Origin of the sequence: Rhodococcus opacus B4, from assembly GCF_000010805.1 — a bacterium.
Lineage (GTDB): Bacteria > Actinomycetota > Actinomycetes > Mycobacteriales > Mycobacteriaceae > Rhodococcus_F > Rhodococcus_F opacus_C.
Genome location: NC_012522.1, coordinates 1,873,326 through 1,891,899 on the forward strand (window position 1 = coordinate 1,873,326; position 18,574 = coordinate 1,891,899).

The 18,574-nt window shown below is 68.2% G+C and carries 16 protein-coding genes; 7 read left to right on the plus strand and 9 right to left on the minus strand.

Annotated elements, in window-relative coordinates:
- Window positions 1–10: 10 nt before the first annotated feature.
- The 4 genes from ROP_RS08800 to ROP_RS08815 form a co-directional block, all read right to left on the minus strand.
- Window positions 11–853: an enoyl-CoA hydratase-related protein gene (locus ROP_RS08800; RefSeq protein WP_012688974.1), complete on the minus strand. Its 843-nt coding sequence runs from the start codon at window positions 851–853 to the stop codon at window positions 11–13.
- A gap of 43 nt (window positions 854–896) precedes the next feature.
- Window positions 897–2,414, minus strand: coding sequence for a class I adenylate-forming enzyme family protein (locus tag ROP_RS08805; RefSeq protein WP_012688975.1), 1,518 nt, complete (start codon window positions 2,412–2,414; stop codon window positions 897–899).
- An 82-nt stretch (window positions 2,415–2,496) separates the two neighbouring features.
- A complete protein-coding gene (locus ROP_RS08810; protein ID WP_012688976.1) occupies window positions 2,497–3,978 on the minus strand; it encodes an MFS transporter in 1,482 nt (493 codons plus the stop codon).
- 3 nt (window positions 3,979–3,981) lie between these two features.
- Window positions 3,982–4,944, minus strand: a complete 963-nt coding sequence (locus ROP_RS08815) for a PDR/VanB family oxidoreductase (RefSeq protein ID WP_012688977.1) — start codon at window positions 4,942–4,944, stop codon at window positions 3,982–3,984.
- 148 nt (window positions 4,945–5,092) lie between these two features.
- Here ROP_RS08815 and ROP_RS08820 point away from each other — a divergent pair, with 148 nt between their 5' ends.
- Genes ROP_RS08820 through ROP_RS08830 form a run of 3 tightly spaced genes read left to right on the plus strand, consistent with a single transcriptional unit; the run spans window position 5,093 to window position 7,488 of the window.
- A complete protein-coding gene (locus ROP_RS08820) occupies window positions 5,093–5,872 on the plus strand; it encodes an SDR family NAD(P)-dependent oxidoreductase (RefSeq protein WP_012688978.1) in 780 nt (259 codons plus the stop codon).
- A 21-nt stretch (window positions 5,873–5,893) separates the two neighbouring features.
- Window positions 5,894–6,799: an alpha/beta fold hydrolase gene (locus tag ROP_RS08825; RefSeq protein ID WP_012688979.1), complete on the plus strand. Its 906-nt coding sequence runs from the start codon at window positions 5,894–5,896 to the stop codon at window positions 6,797–6,799.
- A gap of 32 nt (window positions 6,800–6,831) precedes the next feature.
- Window positions 6,832–7,488 carry a TetR family transcriptional regulator gene (locus ROP_RS08830; protein WP_012688980.1) on the plus strand — a complete coding sequence of 219 codons (657 nt, stop codon included), beginning with the start codon at window positions 6,832–6,834 and terminating at the stop codon, window positions 7,486–7,488.
- A 78-nt stretch (window positions 7,489–7,566) separates the two neighbouring features.
- Here the strand turns inward: ROP_RS08830 and ROP_RS08835 are convergent, their stop codons facing one another.
- The 3 genes from ROP_RS08835 to ROP_RS08845 form a co-directional block, all read right to left on the minus strand.
- The gene (locus ROP_RS08835; RefSeq protein WP_012688981.1) at window positions 7,567–9,060 is read right to left on the minus strand and encodes an aldehyde dehydrogenase; all 1,494 of its coding nucleotides are present in this window, start codon (window positions 9,058–9,060) and stop codon (window positions 7,567–7,569) included.
- Window positions 9,061–9,076: 16 nt separating this feature from the next.
- Complete coding sequence (locus ROP_RS08840) at window positions 9,077–9,901, minus strand: mycofactocin-coupled SDR family oxidoreductase (RefSeq protein ID WP_012688982.1); 825 nt, start codon at window positions 9,899–9,901, stop codon at window positions 9,077–9,079.
- Between the two features lie 217 nt (window positions 9,902–10,118).
- Window positions 10,119–11,108, minus strand: a complete 990-nt coding sequence (locus ROP_RS08845; RefSeq protein WP_012688983.1) for a GNAT family N-acetyltransferase — start codon at window positions 11,106–11,108, stop codon at window positions 10,119–10,121.
- A gap of 200 nt (window positions 11,109–11,308) precedes the next feature.
- Between ROP_RS08845 and ROP_RS08850 the strand changes: the two genes are divergently transcribed.
- The 4 genes from ROP_RS08850 (at window position 11,309) to ROP_RS08865 (ending at window position 14,507) form a co-directional block, all read left to right on the plus strand.
- Window positions 11,309–12,478, plus strand: a complete 1,170-nt coding sequence (locus ROP_RS08850; RefSeq protein WP_012688984.1) for an aromatic ring-hydroxylating oxygenase subunit alpha — start codon at window positions 11,309–11,311, stop codon at window positions 12,476–12,478.
- 56 nt (window positions 12,479–12,534) lie between these two features.
- Window positions 12,535–13,686, plus strand: a complete 1,152-nt coding sequence (locus tag ROP_RS08855; protein ID WP_012688985.1) for an acyl-CoA dehydrogenase family protein — start codon at window positions 12,535–12,537, stop codon at window positions 13,684–13,686.
- Window positions 13,687–13,818: 132 nt separating this feature from the next.
- Window positions 13,819–14,271, plus strand: coding sequence for an esterase/lipase family protein (locus ROP_RS08860; RefSeq protein ID WP_012688986.1), 453 nt, complete (start codon window positions 13,819–13,821; stop codon window positions 14,269–14,271).
- On the plus strand, window positions 14,268–14,507 hold the full coding sequence (locus ROP_RS08865) for a hypothetical protein (RefSeq protein WP_231868873.1): 240 nt from the start codon (window positions 14,268–14,270) through the stop codon (window positions 14,505–14,507). The genes ROP_RS08860 and ROP_RS08865 overlap by 4 nt, the downstream gene beginning before the upstream one ends.
- 126 nt (window positions 14,508–14,633) lie before the next feature.
- On the opposite strand, the gene ROP_RS08870 is transcribed toward ROP_RS08865, so the two are convergent.
- Window positions 14,634–17,060, minus strand: a complete 2,427-nt coding sequence (locus ROP_RS08870; RefSeq protein ID WP_012688988.1) for a CaiB/BaiF CoA transferase family protein — start codon at window positions 17,058–17,060, stop codon at window positions 14,634–14,636.
- A gap of 49 nt (window positions 17,061–17,109) precedes the next feature.
- Window positions 17,110–18,561: an aldehyde dehydrogenase gene (locus ROP_RS08875; protein ID WP_043824449.1), complete on the minus strand. Its 1,452-nt coding sequence runs from the start codon at window positions 18,559–18,561 to the stop codon at window positions 17,110–17,112.
- Between the last annotated feature and the right edge of the window lie 13 nt (window positions 18,562–18,574).

The window sequence follows — 18,574 nt, forward strand, 5'->3', positions numbered from 1 at the left end:
ATTCCGGCGTTCAGCGGAAGACGTCGGGCAGGCCGTCGGACACCGACTGCGGGAAGTCGGGCTGCCGCTTGTCGAGGAACGCCGCGACTCCTTCGCGGACGTCGGCCGAGGCGCCGCGCACGTGGATGGCGATCGACTCGGCCCGGTGCGCCACCTCGGGGCTGTCGGCCCCGAGCATTCTCCACATCAACTGCCGGGTCAGTGCGACGGAGACCGGCGAGGTGCCCGCCGCCAGTTCGCGCGCCACCTCGATCGCTCGCGGCAGCACATCGTCGGCGGGGACGACCTCGCGGACGAGTCCGCGATCGAGGGCCTCCGCCGCCGGCACCATCTTGCCGCCGACGGCCCATTCGACGGCGGTCGAGATGCCGACGATCCGGGGTAGGAACCAGGTGGAACACGCCTCCGGTACGAGCCCTCGGCGGGTGAACACGAACCCGAACTTCGCAGTGTCCGAGGCGATCCGGATGTCGGCGGGCAGCGTCATCGTGACACCGACGCCGGCCGCCGGACCGTTGATCGCCGCGATCACCGGTTTCGTCGACCGATAGATCCGCAGCGCCGTCTGGCCTCCCGAATCCGGCGGCGCCTCGCCGGTGTCCGGATCGCCGTCCATGACGAACGTGTCGCCGCCGGCCGCGAGGTCGGCCCCGGCGCAGAAGGCGCGACCGGTTCCCGTCAGGACGATCGCCCGGATCGAATCATCCGCGTCGCACTCGTCGAAGACCTCGATGATGCGGTCCCGCATTCCGAGAGTGAACGCGTTGAGCCGTTCCGGGCGATTCAGCCGCACGACGGCGATCTCCTCGCGGCGTTCCAGTAAGACCACGCTCTCGACATCGACAGACGTCATTTCTTCTTCTTCCTCTTCGTCGAATCACGCTGGGGGTGTAGCGTCAGCGCACCTTCGAGAACCTCTCGGACACGTCGCGGTACTCGGATCGGATCGCGGTCTTCGACAGCTTTCCGCTGGGCAGGCGCGGCAGGGGTTCGTTCCGGATCACGACATATCGGGGAACCTTGTAGTCGGCGACCAGCCGGTCGCAGTGCTCGATGATGGCGGCTTCGTCGACGTCGCCGGTGACCGTCACGATCGCCGCGGGAGTTTCGCCGAACCGCGCGTCCTTCGCGGCGATCACCGCGACTTCCTCGACGCCCTCGATCTCACCGATCACGCGCTCCAACTCGACCGGTGAAATGTTGATTCCTCCGGTGATGATGAGGTCTTTGAGCCGGTCGACGAACTGCAGCCGCCCCTCGCTGTCCCGCGTTCCCAGGTCGCCGCTGTGCAGCCAGCCGTCCCGCAGCGCGGCCGCCGTCGATTCCTCGTCGTTCCAGTAGCCGGGCGTGACGCCGGGTCCGCTGAGGAGAATTTCGCCTTCCTCGCCGGGGTCTGCCTCGGTTCCGTCGGGGCGGACCACCTTCATCTCGGTGAAGATGGAGCCGTTTCCGCACGTCGCGGGATGGTCGAAGGCCTCGCTGACGAGTGTGGCGGTCGCGACTCCCCCGGCCTCCGTCATGCCGTAGATCTGCCGGAGTGCCACCCCCTTGTCGGCCCACCGCTGCAGAAGCGCAGGCGCGACCGCAGCGCCGCCGACGATCGCCGTCCGCAGGGAACCGAGGTCGGCGTTCTCGAATTCCGGGGCCCGGGAGATCGCGTCGAAGATCAGGGGAACACCGAACAGGGCCTGGACCCGGTGTTCGCTCAGCAACGCCGCGGCACGACCGGGTTTCAGCTCGCGTTCGATGATGATGGTGCCACCCAGCACGGTGGTCATGAGCAGACCCCACACGAGGCCGGGTGTGAAGACGAGCGGAAGAACCAGCAGCGTCGTCGACCCGGGCCGCAGCCCCTCTTCCGTCAGCGACGCCTCGAAGACGATATTGAGCAGGGTGCGGTTGGTGCAGATGACGCCCTTGGAGAGCCCCGTCGAGCCGCTGGTGAACAGCAGCGCCGTCGGCTCTTCGGGCCCGACGTCGATCCGGAAGTCGTCGATACCGCCGCTGCGCAGCACCGAGAATTCGTCGAACGGCAGCGAATCGAAAACCCCGCCCAGGGAGCGCGTCGCGTCGACGGAGTCGCCGAACTCGGCGGGCGCGAGCACCAGCCGGACTCCCGCGTCGTCGACCACCTTGCGGAGTTCCGCGGGCTTCAGTCGCGGGTTCAACGGCACGAGGACCGCTCCCGCCTTCAGCACGCCGAGGGCGATAACCGGCCAGTCGAGTGAGTTCGGGCCGAGGACACCGACTCGATCTCCCGGCCCGATCCCGGCCTCGGCGATCCGGCGTGCAACTCGGCTCGACCAGTCCTGCAGTTCCCGGTACGTGAGCGCGTCGTCGTCGACGACGATCGCGCGCTGGTCGCCCTTCGTCGCCGCCCACCAGTGCAATGCCGACCCGATTGTCGCAGCCATCTCCACTCAACCTTCCGCCGTCGCCGCCGGGCGACATCGATGTCACGGCAGACGCCTCGCGCCACCGCTCAAAACCTACGATCTATAGATTAACTGATGGTGCACCGAATCGGACACCCCGATCGGCATGTTTTCTCCGCGCGCGCTCCGCACCAGCTGCCACCAGTCCGGCAGCACCCGCCGCCACCCCGCCCACCCAGAACGCGATCACGAACGCGCGCTCGGACGCCAGGTCTGTGCCGGGGACGGTCACGGAGGCGAGCAGCGTCGCCACCAGGGCGCCGGCGACCGAACTACCGAAGGTCCGCGCAATCGCGTTGATGCCGTTGGTGACCCCGGTGAATTCGGGCGGCACCGCGTCGACGAGCAGCGCGGGCAGCACCGCGAACGACGCACTCACGAAGACGTTGATCACGACGAGCGCGACGACAACCTGCCACAGCCGGGTGTGGGCCACCGCCAGCACCGCGAATCCGGCCACCCCGATCCCGCAGGCCGCGACGAACACCCGGTCGGCGCGGAAGCGGTGCACGAAGCGGCCGCTCGCCATTGCCGCTGTCACGCCCGCGACCGAACCCGGGAGCAGCACGACAAGACTCGTCCGCAGCACCGACGCGTCGAAGCCGTAGCCGACGGCCGCGCGCGAGGCCTGGACGAACTGGGCCGAGCCGAGAAACTGGATGTACATGGCCATTCCGACGAGAAACGCCGCGAGATGAGTGCCGGCAACCCGCCGGCCGGACAGCAGCATCGGAGGGACGAGGGGGCTCCGGGTCCGACGCTCGTGCAGATACCACCCGGCCGAGACGACCATCCCCAGCGCCGCGGCGCCGACCGTTTGCGGCGACCCCCAGCCCCACCGGCCGCCTTCGGCGAGGGCGATCAGAATCGCGGACAGCCCCACTGCCATCAGGGCGACTCCGACCGGATCGAGACCACCCCGGGATGTTTCCGCCCCGCCACGCGGGACGGTCACCCAGGCAACCACCAGTGCGGCGAGATTCAGCACCACGAGCAGCCCGAACACCCGCCGGAAATCCGCGCCCTCGGTGCACAGCACCCCGGCGGCGATCATCCCGAGCCCTCCGCCGATGGCCAGGATCCCGGACATCAGCCCGATGGCGCTCAGGAGCCGTCGCGGGCCGAGCCGGCGTCGCAGCACGGCGACGCCGATCGGGAACAGCGCGAACGCCGCCCCCTGGAGGATTCGGCCGAGCACGAGGAGCGGGAGTCGGCCGGTGCCGGTACACAGCACCGAACCGAGGAGGACCACGACGAGAATCCCCAGCAGCACCGGGCGCGGACCGCGCCGGTCGGCGAGTCTGCCGAGGACCGGCGTGCTCACTGCCGCGGCGAGCAGGTTAGCCGTCACCACCCAGCCGATTGCGGCCGAATCGACTCCGAGTTGCGACGCCATAGCAGGGAGCAGCGGTACCACCGCCGTCTGTATGACGGCCGTGGTCATGACGACGAAGCACAGCGCCGGGACCAGGAATCGGTCGCGGGACGCCGGGCGCCGGGTCTGGTTCGTGACGGTGACCGACTCGGCGTCCTTCGTGACCATCTGTCACAGATCCAGGGTCAGCTTGGGTGTGCAACTCCGGGACACGCAGATCATCATGGCGTCGTTCTCCGCCTGCTCGTCCTCGCTGAGGACGGAGTCGCGGTGATCGGGAGTGCCGCGGAGCACCGCCACCTCGCACGTTCCGCAGGTGCCCTCCCGGCAGGAGAAGTCGGCGTCGACGCCCTCCCGGAGGACGGCGTCGAGAATCGTCTCGTCCGCGGCGACCTGGACCGTCCGCCCCGATCGGGCGAGTTCGACTTCGAAGGCTCCGTCGTCGCCGTGCTCCGGGGGCTCCTTCGGCGCGAAGCGTTCGACGTGCAGTGTGACGTGCGGACGTTCCCGGCACGCCGATTCGATGGCCTGCAGCAACGGTTCCGGGCCACAGCAGTACACGACGGTTCCGGGCTCGACCTCGGCGAGAGCCGTCGCGAGGTCGAGGTGGCCGTGCTCGTCCTGCGGGCGGATGCGCACCTGGTCCGGGTGTGCTGCCGCGAGTTCGTCGGCGAATGCCATGCTCGCGCGGGTCCGCCCACCGTAGAGCAGGCGCCACGGCGCTCCCTTGGCGTCCACTTCCCTCGTCATCGGAAGGAGCGGCGTGATGCCGATGCCGCCGGCCACGAACAGGTACGAGTCGGCATCGACGAGCGCGAAGTGGTTGCGGGGGCCGCCGACGTCGACGAGGTCACCGGACTCGAGCTTGTCGTGGACGCGGATCGAGCCACCCCGGCCGTCGGCCTCGCGGAGCACGGCCACGGTCAGCGATGTCGTGTCACCGGGGTCGCCGCACAGCGAGTACTGGCGGGTGGTGGTGTCGTCGAGGATCAGATCGATGTGCGAACCCGGTGTCCAGGCCGGGGCCGTCGCACCGTCGTGGTCGACCAGGGTGAGTCGCACGACGCCGTCGGCGAGCGTGTCCTTGCCTGCAACCTGCATCTGCCGCCGTTGCTGGTTCGCGTTGCTGGTCATTCACGTCTCGTTCCACTCGACTCGGCTTGCCCATAAATCTTATGCAATTAGGTTAATGTCGCGCAAGGCGCCCGTCGGAGGTGTTGCCCCGCGGCCGCACCTGAGATAAACCTATGATCATTAGAATTATCGACGGGAGTACTCACTCATGAACCAGCCGGCAACCGAATCGGTGCTCGACCTGTTCCGCCTGACCGACTCCGTGGCCGTCGTCACCGGAGCGGGCAGCGGCCTCGGTGCGGGGTTCGCGTGCGCCCTCGCGGAGGCCGGCGCGGACGTCGTGATCGCCGCGCGACGACGCGACAGACTCGACGCGGTCGCCCGATCGGTGACCGAACGCGGTCGCGACTGCCTCGTGGTCCCCACCGACGTCACCGACCCGCAACAGTGCGACGCGCTCGCACAGGCTGCGATCGACCGGTTCGGCAGGCTCGACGTCCTGGTGAACAACGCCGGGGTCACCCATGCCGCACCCGCCACCCGGGAACGGCCCGAGGACTACCGGGCGGTCCTCGACGTGAATCTCTTCGGCGCCTACTGGGCCGCCCAGGCCTGCGCCCGCGTGATGGGGCCCGGCTCCAGCATCGTCAACATCACCAGCATGCTCGGCCTGGTGAAGTCCGTCCTCCCACAGGCCGCGTACTCGTCGAGCAAGGCCGGGCTCATCGGGCTGACCAGGGATCTGTCGAACCAGTGGTCCGGACGGAAGGGCATCCGGGTCAACGCGATCGCGCCAGGCTTCGTCGACACCGACATGATCGGTGAGATGTCGGCGGACACCCTCGCGGCCTTCCTCCACAACTGCTCGCTGGGACGGACGGCCACCCAGCGCGAGCTCGACGCGGCGGTGGTCTTCCTCGCCAGCCGGGCGTCGGGATACATCACCGGTTCGACGCTGGCCGTCGACGGCGGAACCTCCGGTCACTGACCGACGAAAGGCGAGAACATCATGCCCCTCACCACCCTTCGCACCGAACTCCGCGGCGACGGAGTCGTGCTCACCGCAGACCGATGGGAGCCGACCTCCCCGCAGAAGGGGATCGTCCTGCTTCTCCACGGCGGCGGGCAGACCCGCCATTCGTGGCAGCGCACCGGAATTCGGCTCGCCGACAACGGCTGGTGCGCACTGGCGATCGATGCCCGCGGTCACGGTGAGAGCGAGTGGGCCGAGGACGGCGACTACGGCAGCAACGCCCACGCGCGGGATCTCGCCGCCGTCGTCGCCGATCTCGGCGAACCCCCGGTACTGGTCGGCGCGTCCATGGGCGGAATGGCGTCGCTGCTCGCGCAGGGCGACCACGGCATCGGCCGCGCACTGGTCCTGGTGGACATCACCCCCCGCGCCGAGCCCGTCGGACTCGCCAAGATCACGGCGTTCCTGGAGAGCGGACTCTCCGGTTTCGACACGCTCGACGACGCGCTCGCCGCGGTCGTCGCGTACAACCCGCACCGCCGTCGTCCGCCGCGGATCGACGGCCTCCGCAAGAACCTCCGACAGCGTGACGGACGCTGGTATTGGCACTGGGATCCCCGGATGATCACGCATCGGGAGAACAGCGTCGACGAGGCCGCGACCCGGGAGGCACGGGCCCGTGCCGCGGCCCGCGCGGTGACCGTCCCGACCCTCCTGATCCGGGGCGCGCAGTCCGACGTCGTCAGCGCGGACGGTGCCCGTGACCTGCTGGAACTGATCCCCACGGCCCGGCAGATCGACGTCGGAGGCGCCGGGCACATGGTCAGCGGCGACGACAACGACCTGCTCAGCGAGGGACTGCTCGACTTCCTCGACCGAGAGGTCGCCTACACCCATGAGGTGACCGCGACCCGCTACGATTCACCTCACCATGCCAAATAACCACTCGAGCGAACCCCACCGGAAAGCCTGACATGCCCCGACCATCGAAGCCCCTGATCAGCCGTGCAACTGCGGTGCAGGCGTCCATCGAAATCATCGATTCCGAAGGGCTCGAGGCATTCAGCCTGCCGCGACTGGCCAAGCACCTCGGGGTGCAGGCACCGTCGTTGTACCACCACTTCGCGGACAAGAGCGCGATCCTGTCCGCGGTGGCACGCCACATCGCCGGCGCCACCGTCGTGCGTCCCCGCCGCAAGCCCGGTCCCGACTGGCCCGAGTTCTTCGTGGCGTTGAGCATGAACTTCCGCCAGGCCATTCTCCGGCACCGTAACGCGGCACCGATCCTGCTGCAGTACCTGCCCCGCGACCTCCTGATCGGCACGTACGAGGACACGGCCCGCTTCCTCCTGGACTCCGGCGTCCCGACGCATCTCCACGTGCAGATCCTGGACGGAATGGAGACGTTGTCCGTCGGCGCCGTTCTCACCGAGGCGATGCGCAAACCGAGCACCCGCGCGACGATCTTCCCGAACGTCGACCCGGACTCGCAGCCTCTCCTCGCGGAAGCCCTTGCTGCCAACGAACTCTCGTCGAAGAGGCTGTTCGAGGAGATGATCCGCAGCTTCCTGTACGGGGTGATGCGGAACCAGGCCGGCGCCGGGACCGCCACCGAGGAACGCTCCGCCTGAAGCGTCACCACCCGAGCACGCGAACGGCCCCTGGACTTCGATTCCAGGGGCCGTTCGTCGTCTCTGCGAGCGCGCCGGCTATCCGGTCGCCGGCAGGTGCACCGTCTTGGTCTCGAAGAACTCCTCGAGGCCCTCGATTCCGCCTTCACGCCCGACGCCGGACTGCTTGTAGCCGCCGAACGGCACCGTGAAGTCGATGATGGCCGCATTCACGCTGATCGTTCCGGTCCGGATCCGCTGAGCCACCTCGAAACCGTGATCGAGGTCCTCGGTGTACACCGCACCGGACAGGCCGTAGATCGAGTCGTTGGCGATGGCGATCGCCTCCTCCTCGTCCTCGTAGGTGATCACGGAGATGACCGGTCCGAAGATCTCCTCCTGCGCGACTCGCATGTCGTTGCGCACGCCGTCGATGAGAGTCGGCTCGACGAAGAAGCCGTGTTCGACCCCGGCGGGCCGCCCGCCGCCGAGCACGATCGTCGCGCCTTCCTCCTTGGCCGAGGCGATGTAGCCCTCGACGCGGTCGCGTTGCCGCTCCATGGCGAGCGGTCCGAGGAAGTTCGTCTGCTCCCACGGATTTCCCATCGGCAGGAAACTCAGGGCACCCTTGAACGCTTCGATCACCTCGTCGTGCCGCTTGCGGGAGACGAGGACACGGGTCAGCGCGATACATGCCTGGCCGCTCTGCATGCAGCCACCCATCGGGAGAGACTGCATGACGTGCCCCAGATCGGCGTCGTCGAGGATGATGGCCGCCGACTTCCCACCGAGTTCGAGGGACACCCGCGCGATCCGCTCGCCGGCGAGCGACATGATGCGGCGCCCGGCGAGAGTGCTTCCGGTGAAGGTGATGTGATCGACGTCGGGATTGGTGACCAGAGTTTCGGAGATCTCGCGATCGGCGCAGAGAACGCTGACGACCCCGGGCGGAATCACGCCTTCCGCCGTCAGTTCCCCGATGATGTCGGCGAACACGGACGGCGAGAGGGGGGCCTCCGGCGCCGTCTTGAGAATCACCGAGCAACCGGCGGCGAGAGCCGGCGCCAGCTTGAACGCGATCGTCCCGATCGGCCCGTTCCAGGGGATGATGGCGGCGACCACACCGGTCGGCTCCTTGAGGATGCGGGAGATTCCGCCGTCGGCCCGGGTCCGGTCCTCACGGGTGGAGAAGTTCCGGGCCACCGCGGCGACGGCGCGGAACAATCCGGCAGTCATCTGCTGGGTCGGTCCGCTGACCGCGACGGGGATGCCGACCTCGACGACCCCGAGCGGGGTCAACTCCTCGACCCGGCCCTCGAGCCGGTTCGCGATCTCGTCGAGAACATCGGCGCGCTCGGCCATCGTGCGCGACGCCCACTCGCCGGAGTCGAACGACGCGCGCGCTTCCCGCACGGCCCGTGCGACGTCTTCCGCTGTGGCGCTGCGGATTCGCGCCGTCTGCTTCTCGGTCCACGGGTCGACGAGGTCGATCCATTCGTCTCCCGTCGACTCCACCCAACGGCCGCCCACGAATACCTGCTCGCGATCGGCGATCTTCGGCGGCGCTGCTGCCGTCGACTCTGTTGTCGTCATTCGATAACTCCTTCGCTCAGCGGTTGTTGTAGCCGGCATCGACCGGCAGGGTCACGCCCGTGACGTAGCGCGCCTCGTCGGAGGCGAGGAACACGATGGCGTTGCTGATGTCGACGGCCTCGATCAGCTCGACCGGCATCGGATTCTTGTACGACTCGTCGTTCGCGACCTCGGGGTGCGAATTCACGAACTCGCCGTATTCGGCGTTGGCCACCATCGGGGTGTTCACCCCGGTCGGATGCACGGTGTTGACTCGAATGCTGTGCTTGGCCAGCTGCTTCGAGTACAGGCGCATGAGCCCGACGACGCCGTGCTTGGCCGCGGAGTAGCCGGCCTGTCCGGGGAACGTGTTCAGCCCGATGCTGGTGAGGCCCGCGGCGGAACTGGTGATGACGATCGACCCGCCCTGTCCGCGCTCGATCAGTCCGGGCACCGTCACCTCCAGGACGTGCCACACGCCGGTGAGCATCACGTCGATCGCGTCGTGCCACGCCTGCGGCTGATCACCGGGTTCGATGACGGGCATGATCCCGGCGTTGGGCAGGACGATGTCGACGTGCCCGAACTGTTCGATTCCGGCGTCGTACGCGCGCTGGACGTCGGCCCGGTTCCGAACGTCGCCCACCGACGTGACGATGGAGCCGCCGGCCTCCTTGACCAGACGTTCGGTCTCGGCGAGGTCGTCCGTGGTGGCCATCGGGTAGAAGACCGTGTCGATCTGCTCGCAGATGTCCATCGCGATGACCGAGGCGCCCTCCTCTGCCAGCCGAATGGCATGCGAACGTCCCTGTCCGCGAGCGGCACCGGTGACGAACGCGACCTTCCCCTCGAGTCGTGTCATGACGTGTCCTTCCGTTCAACCGAGTCTGAGATGTCGGTGATGAGCGCCGAAATGTCGCGCGGCGTGCGCGCGGTAGCACTGGATGTGAGCCTGGGTTCGAGGGCCGTCTGCGAGACGCCCTCGTCACGGACATCGCTTGTGAGCCGTGTCACAGGACAGTAGCGCGGCGACCGTCGCTCGTCAACAGTGCGACAAATATCGTTCTACGTCTCATGCCTCAGAGGTAGCCGGGAGCCTCGTGCCAGTCGCCGACCTGGTAGCACGTGTGCGCATCCTCCTGCTCGAACGACAGCAACCGGCACAGGCGGACGGCCCCCTCGTCGTCGGGATCGATTCGCATCAAGGCGATCTGAGCCCCGGCGTCGCGCAGCACCTCGAGCGCCCGCACGAGCAGCCCGGCACCCAGACCGCCGCCACGCGACTCCTTTTCGAGCACCAGAGCCCGGATCCACGACGCTCGCAGCTCGAGGTGCGTGTGCAGCGACGGGTCCAGCCAGACGAAACCCCGGGGCCGTCCGGCGTCGCCGGACGCGACGATCACGGACCCGGCTCCGTGGGCACGACTCTCCGAGAGCTTCTCGAGCTGCACCGGGGGAATTCCCGCGCGGCCCAGTACGTCGTCGAGGGCTTTCTCCGACGCAGGGTCGTCCAGCCCGCGCGGTTCCTCCAGGACCGTCCCCTGCGGGAGGTCCACCGGGTCGAGCGGAGCCGCGAACGGCCCGGTCAGGCTGCGGAACAGGGTCCACAGCCGGCTGACCGACGCGATCCGGAACCTCCGAGTCAGTCGCTCCGCCGCCGGGTGCGTACCGAAAGCCCAGGTGCGCAGGGCGCGCGCACCGGTACCCATCCAGCCGTCGGGGCGGTCCACGTCGAGGCCCATCTCCTCGACGAGCAGGGTCGCGATTCCGCGCGATCGATAGTCGGGGTGCACGACGAACTGGACCGTGCCGAGGCCCTCGTCGTCCACAGCAAGGTGGAGGTATGCGACGACGACGAGCGGCACGTCCTCGAGGGCGCTCAACCCTCGACGCGCCTTGACCGCGAGGTGCGATACCCGCACCCCCTTCCGCGAACGGGCCGTGACGTCGCGCGGTTCGATGCGCGAGAACCCCGCCTCGTCGTCGTATTCCGCGGCCGCGGCCACCAGGGCGAGCACTTCGTCGCGGTCGTCGTCTGCGAGTTCCTCGCACCACTGACAGGAAATCATCCGTATCACTCCTCATCGGACGGTGTCACCCAAACCTAATGTTCATTGATTAAACCCGCAACGGCCGGACCTGCGAGGGTTTACACATAAATCTATGTGAGTTAGATTTATGGGGTCGATCCACACCGCACTCGGAGACGGTGGCGGGAAGCGGCGACCACGCCGGCCCATCGACTCCGCACGACACTGGAGGAAACGCAATGACCGAGGTCGGAGCACCCCGCGAGGAACGCATTCGCCGGGCCCTGGATCACCTGCGCAACGACACGACGGACGAGTTCGAGCACATCACCTGGTTCCAGCCGGAGGAGTTCACCGATCCGGCCGTGGCCAAGCAGGAACGCGACCTCATCTTCGGCCGGGTTCCCTCGATCGTCGCGCACGGCTCGGAGATCCCCCGCTCCGGCGACTTCTTCACCCTGCAGATGCCGCGGAACAACATCATCGTCGTCCGCCAGCGCGACGGCGGCGTCAAGACGTTCGTCAACCTCTGCAGGCACCGGGGCGCCCTCCTCGAGAAGGAGGAGAAGGGCCGCTGCCGCCTCTTCTCCTGCCCGTACCACCGGTGGTCGTACGACACGGACGGCTCCCTGCGGACGATCACCCGCGACAACACCTTCGGCGAGACCGACACCACGAACATGGGCCTGGTGGAACTGCCGACCGAGGAGCGTCACGGGTTCATCTGGGTGGTGGACGAGGCGAACGCCGAGATCGACGTGGCGGGCTGGCTCGGCGAGGAGATGGACACGATCCTCTCCGGCTACGACCTCGGTTCGAAGATCGCCTTCCAGGCCGAAGGGTTCGACGAGCCGGTCAACTGGAAGATCATGCAGGACGCCTTCCTCGACGGCTACCACATCCAGTACGCCCACCCCAACACCGCGGCCAAGCACATCCACACCAACGTGATGGCGTTCGAGGACTTCGGCAGGCACTGCCGTTTCATCGCGCCGCGCAAGTCGATCGACCGGTGGATCGAGGAGGATCCCGGCGACCGCAGCCTGGCCAAGGACATCACGGAAACCCACTTCCTGCTGCCCAATAGCACCCTGCTGCGGCAGCCGGATCACTTCCAGCTCCTCACGTTCCGTCCGCACCCCACCGATCCGCAGCGCTGCCGCATGGAGATGCGCCTGATCGTGCCGCCGGTCGCGGACACCGAGATGACCGAGGAGAAGTGGACCCGCCTGTGGAACAAGAACTGGGAGATTCTGCTCGCAGTTCTGCACGCCGAGGACTTCCCGCTCCTGCGGGACTCCCAGCACGGCATGACGAGCGCCAACGCCGGACGGATGGTGTTGGGCCAGAACGAGGTCGCCAATCAGGTGTTCCGTCGCGAAACCCAGAAACTGCTGGCAACGAACTAACCGACAACACATGATGTGCGGGGCGCCCGGCGGGCGCCCCGCCGCAGGAGGAAAGCATGCAGAGCGATCTCTTCGATCAGGACCACAAACTGTTCCGCGAATCCGTCCGCGGATTCGTCGACAAGCACGTCGTTCCCCAGCTCGAGAAATGGGACGCGGATCGCCTGATCGATCGCGAGACCTGGTTGGCCGCAGGTCGCCAGGGCCTGCTCGGGCTCACCGTTCCCGAGGAGTTCGGCGGCCCGGGCGAACTCGACTACCGCTTCCGCGTCGTGATCCAGCAGGAGATCGCCCGCGTCGGCGCGTCGGCCCTGCAGTCCGGGTTCTCGACGAACGACGACATCGTTCTGAACTACCTGCTCCGGCACGCCAACGAGGAGCAGCGACGCCGCTGGTTGCCCGGATTCGTCACCGGCGAGACGATCGGTGCGATCGCGATGAGTGAGCCTGCCGCGGGCAGCGACCTGCGCGCCATCCAGACCACTGCCGTCGCCGACGGCGACACCTGGGTGATCAACGGGTCCAAGACCTTCATCACCAGCGGCATTCTCGCCGACCTGGTGATCGTGTTCGCGAAGACCGATTCCGCTGCCGGTTCCCGCGGATTCAGCCTCTTCGTCGTCGAGGACGGGACGCCGGGATTCGCCCGGGGCCGCAAGCTCGACAAGCTGGGTCTGCACGCGCAGGACACCGCCGAGTTGTTCTTCGAGGACGTCCGCGTCCCGAAGGAGAACCTGCTCGGCGAGGTCGGTTCGGGCTTCGCATACCTGATGCAGAGCCTTCCCCTCGAACGGCTCGGTATCGGCATCGCCGCGCAGGTGTCCGCGGAGGCGGTGCTCGGGTGGACGCTCGACTACGTCAAGGAGCGCACGGCCTTCGGCAAGCGGGTCGGGGAGTTTCAGGGCCTCGGCTTCACCCTCGCCGAACTGCAGACGGCCGTCGAGGTGTCCCGCGCCTATATCGACCGGTGCGTGCGTGAGCACAATGCGGGCACCCTCACCGCCGTGGACGCCGCCAAGGCCAAGCTGTGGGCCACGGAACTGCAGGGTCGCGTGATCGATGCCGGAGTGCAGTTCCACGGCGGTTACGGCTACATGATGGAGTACCCGGTCGCGAAGGCGTACATCGACGCGCGGATCCAGCGGATCTACGGTGGCACCAACGAGATCATGAAGGAAATCATCCATCGAGACCTGATGAAGGCCTGAACGATTCCGGCAAGAAGGGGTGCGGCGAAGAAATATTCGCCGCACCCCTTCTTCGCCGTTCCCACCCCGCGCGCACCGGCCCGGGAACTACACTGAATAGGTAAATCGGCCGCGGTGGAGGAGTCGGACGAGATGAGTGCGGCCGGCGGGGCCCCCCACCGAGCTCCCGAAGGTCCGCCGCAAACGAACTGGCCTGCCGCGTGGGCCTATTCCATCGAGCACCCCGACGCGATCCCGCAGGGCATGAACGATTTCTCGTGCAGGCCGGACGCCGCTCATCCGCGGCCCGTCGTCCTCGTCAATGGAACATTCGAGAACAGCTATGCCAACTGGGCGATGTACTCCCCCCAGCTGAAAGCCGACGGCTACTGCGTCTTCGGCCTGGACTACGGCGGACCGGACGCCGGCCCGTTCCATCAGACGGGTGACATGCGCGTGTCCGCCCGGCAGGTCGGCGATTTCGTCGAGACGGTGCTCGCCGCTACCGGTGCGGACCGGGTCGATCTCGTCGGCACTCCCAGGGCGGACTCGTGCCGCTGTACTTCATCAACCATCTCGGTGGAGAGTCGAAGATCGGCACCATGATCGGGGTCGCTCCCGCCACCAACGGCATCAGCGCCTACGGAATGCTGAATTTTCTCGCCGCGCACCGCGAGGCGAAAGACGCTGTCGGAAGCGTAATTCCGGCGGTCGACGACGGGACGGCAGGCTCCGCGTTCGTCACGGAGACCGGGCAGGGCGGGATGACCCGCCCGGGAGTCGAGTACGCCACCGTCAGTTCGCGATCCGATCTCGTCGTGCAACTGCACGAGTCTCAGTGACCACCCGGGCCGAACGTGTCCAACGTCGTCGTTCAAGACGGCCGTGGCTCCCGCCTACCATCCCGTGGCGCCCCCGCCCTGAAACCGCCCCTGCCCTGAAACCGGTCCTGCCCTGAACCGTTCGCGTCACCGAAGCGCGGCGGCGGTCTCGGAGACCGGTGCCGGTTCCTCGACGGGCGGCTGCAGGACTGCCTCCGCCACCAGGCGATCCACTTCGTCGGTCGTCATGCGCAGCACGTCCTCGCAGATCTCCCGGCTGTGCTGCCCGGCGACCGGGGCCTGCCGCAACGGCGGATCGGAAATGGCCGAGAAGCGCGCGACGCGGGCTGCCGTGGGCAGCGCCTTGGGCAGCAGGTCGTGATGGGTGAGCGTGTAGGCGTCGCGGGCCGCCAGGTGCGGGTCGGTGAGCAGTTCGGGAAGTCGCAGCATCATGCCGGCGGGCACTCCGGCTGCCTGCAACGCCGCGACCGCCTGTGCGGGAGTCTGCGTCCGCAGCCACTCGTCCAGCACGTCGTCGACGTCGGCGCGATTCCGGATCCGCTCGGCCCGTGTGCGGAATGCCGGAACGTCCGCCAATTCGGGGCGGCCGATGACTCCGCACAGTTGCACCCAGTCGTCGTCGTCCCGGACCGACACGACGCACCACTCGTCGTCACCCGCGCAGGCGAACACCCCGGCAGGCGCAGCGAACGGGTCGGAGTTGCCGGGCGCGGCGACGGTGCCCGGACGCAGCGATTCGGTGACGAGTTGGGCACCGAGCTGGACGAGCGCGGTATCCGCCTGCGCCACCTCGAGCGCCGCGCCCCGACCCGTGCGGGTCCGCTGGATCAGCGCTGCGAGCACCGCGATCGCCGTGACGTGCGCCGCGATGTGGTCGGGGTAGACGGTCGAGCCGTCACAGAGCAGGTCCTCGTTCTCGGGGTACCGCCACAGCGCGGACACACCGCACGCGGCACGCACCAGCGGGCCGTACCCGAGTCGGTTGTTCCACGGCCCGGTGCTGCCGAACGCGCTGCTCTCGGACACGATGATGCGCGGGTTGAGGGCGGCGAGTTCGTCGTACGACAGACCCATCGACGCGAGTGTGCCGGGCTTGAAATTGGCCAGCACCACATCGGCTTCGACGACGAGGCGACGGAACACGTCCCGGCCCCCCGGGCTGCGCAGGTCCAGACCGAGGCTGCGCTTGTTGCGGTGCCCCCAGGCGACGGACGCGGCCAGCGCCGCACCCCGCTTCGACTGGCGGAGCCCGTCGGGGAACTTGGCGTTCTCGACCTTGACGACGTCGGCGCCGTAGTCGGCGAACTGCCGGCTGAGTTCGGCGCCGAAGACGATCACGCCCAGGTCGAGGACGCGAAGGCCGTCGAGGGGGCGAGTGCCCGGCTGCGGGTTCCCGAGCCCCGCACGAGTGGGGTTCTCCCTCGTCGCCGCGGGCACGGCGTCGTGTTCCCCGACCTCGGGCGCCGGGGTCCTCATTCCGACGCGTGCGCCGTCGATCGACACGTATCCCGTCGGAACGCGGGCGTGCACCCCGGTGGCGATCTCCACGTCCGCGAGTGCACCGGACACGTCGAAGTGCTCGGTCGTCAGGACTTCCCCGAGCGAGAGCACACCGCCGACCGGCACTCCCCTGGCCGCACCCTCCGCGACCAGTTGGTCGCGGGTGCGGGTCGCGAAGAGCGCCTCGATGAGGGGGTGCAGGGCGCCCGCGGCGGCGAAGCGGGCCGGGATGGTGTCGTACTTCGGGTCGGCGAATTCTGCGGGCTCGCCGAGCCATTCGAACATGCCCCGCCACTGCCGCCTGGCCAGCAGGCAGATCCGTACGTAGCCGTCGGCGCAGGGGAACACCGGATAGAAGTTCGACGCGTCCGGCCGCCCCCGGGGGAAGTCGTCCGAGCGTCCCGCCGCGGCGGAACCCTGTGTGCCGAATCCGGGGTCGAAGCCGTGGACGAGCGCTTCGAACGCGGACAGATCGACAACTTGACCCTGACCGGTCCGGAGGCGGCCGTAGAACGCGAGCAACGCCGACCAGGCCGCGTGCATCCCCACGGTCTCCTCCACCAGGCCGGCGGGAGGAAGCAGGGGTTCGGCTCCGGGAGCACCCGAGCGGGACAGCACGCCACTCAGTGCGTAGAGCACCTGCTCCGTGGCCACCCAGTCCCGGTACGGCCCGGTCTGCCCGAACGGCGTGACCGACACGCACACCAGCGCCGGTGCGAGAGCGGAGAGTTCGGCCGCGCCCACCCCCCGTTCGCTCAGCCACCCCGGCGCGTGCGATTCCACCAGAATGTCGGATTCCGTCGCGAGTTCGCGGAGCCGGTCCCGGCCTGCGGGATCGTCGAGGTCCACGACGATCCCCCGCTTGTTCGCGTTGCGCAGCGCGAACGGGATGCTGACGCCGTCCACCACCGGTTCGGCGCGGCGTGAGCGCGCACCTCCCGGACCTTCCACCTTCGTCACCTGTGCGCCGAGGTCGGCGAGGTACCGGCCACACGACTCACCGAGGCCGTCGGTGAGGTCCAGTACGCGGATACCGGTCAGCGGTAGCGTCATCGCCTGCTCCGTTCGATCAGATCTGATAGTCGATGAAAAGCGTTTGTGTTCAGCGTGTTCCGAAGTAGACGGACTTCGTCGCGAAATACGGGTTCAGGCCTTCCGGACCGAGTTCGCGTCCGAGTCCGGAGGATTTGACGCCGCCGAACGGCGCGTCGAGGTCGAGGGCGTAGTGGTTGACGCCGACGGTCCCGCTGTGGATCCGGGCGGCCAGCGCGAGGCCGTGCTCCTCGTCGGCGGTCCAGACCGTGCCGCCCAGGCCGTATTCGGAGTCGTTGGCGATCGCGACGGCCTCGTCCTCGTCCGCATAAGGGGTGATCGTGAGGACGGGGCCGAAGATCTCTTCCTGGGCGATGCGGGCGGAGTTGTCCACGTCCACGAACACCGTCGGCTCGACGAACCAGCCGAGCGGCTGCGAATCCGGTGCTCCTCCACCCGTCGTGATGCGGTAGCCCGCACTGCGTCCGTCCTCGATGTACCCGAGCACGCGCTCGCGCTGAGCGGCGCTGACCAGCGGCCCGATCGCGGTGGCCTTGTCGAGTGGATCACCGACGACCAGTCCGCGGACGGTCTCGGTGACGGCCTCGACGACGTCGGCGTACCGGGCACGGGGGGCGAGGATCCGGGTGCTCGCGTGGCAGGTCTGGCCGTTGTTCACCAGCGACACCTCGGCGAGGTTCGCGGCGAAGACGGACAGGTCGGCGTCGGCTGCCACGATCGCAGCGGACTTGCCACCGAGTTCGAGCGTGACGGGGCGCAGCAGCCTGCCACACACCTCGCCGATTGCTCGTCCCGCCGCGGTCGAACCGGTGAACGCGACCTTGTCGACCCCGGGATGCTGCACCAGGTACGCGCTCGCCTCGCGGCCCGCGGGCACGATGTTCAGGACGCCGGCAGGCAGACCCGCCTCCTCGGCGGCATCGGCGAACGCGAACGCGTCGAGCGCGGTTTCGGGAGCCGCCTTGAGAATCACGGTGCACCCGGCCGCGAGCGCGGGCGCGATCTTCATCGCGGCGAGCGGCTGCGGGTAGTTCCACGGTGTGATCGCGGCGACGACACCCACCGGCTCCCGCCGGACCACGGTGCGCCCGCCGAACGCGCTGGGACGGACGTCCTCCGGCGCAGCCTCGCGGACGAGCGCGGCGTAGTAGCGGATCATGGCGGCCGGGCCGAATCCGTTGACCCCGGCGGAGAGTGAGATCGGCATTCCGTTCTCGCGGCTCACCAGGGTCGCCGTGTCGCGACCACGCTTCTTCAGGGCAGACGCGAATGCATCGAGAACGTCTGCGCGAGCACGGTTGTCGAGCTGTCCCCACGGACCGCGGAGTGCGTCGCGTGCGGCGGAGACGGCGGCGTCGATGTCGGCGGCGGAGGCGACGGCCGAACGTCCGAGCACCTTCTCCGTGGCAGCTTCGACGACGTCGACGGTCGCACCCTCCTGCGGGGCGACCCAACGGCCACCGATGAACAGCGCGTCGCGGTCCACAGTCTTGTTGTCCATGTCGATCCTTCTC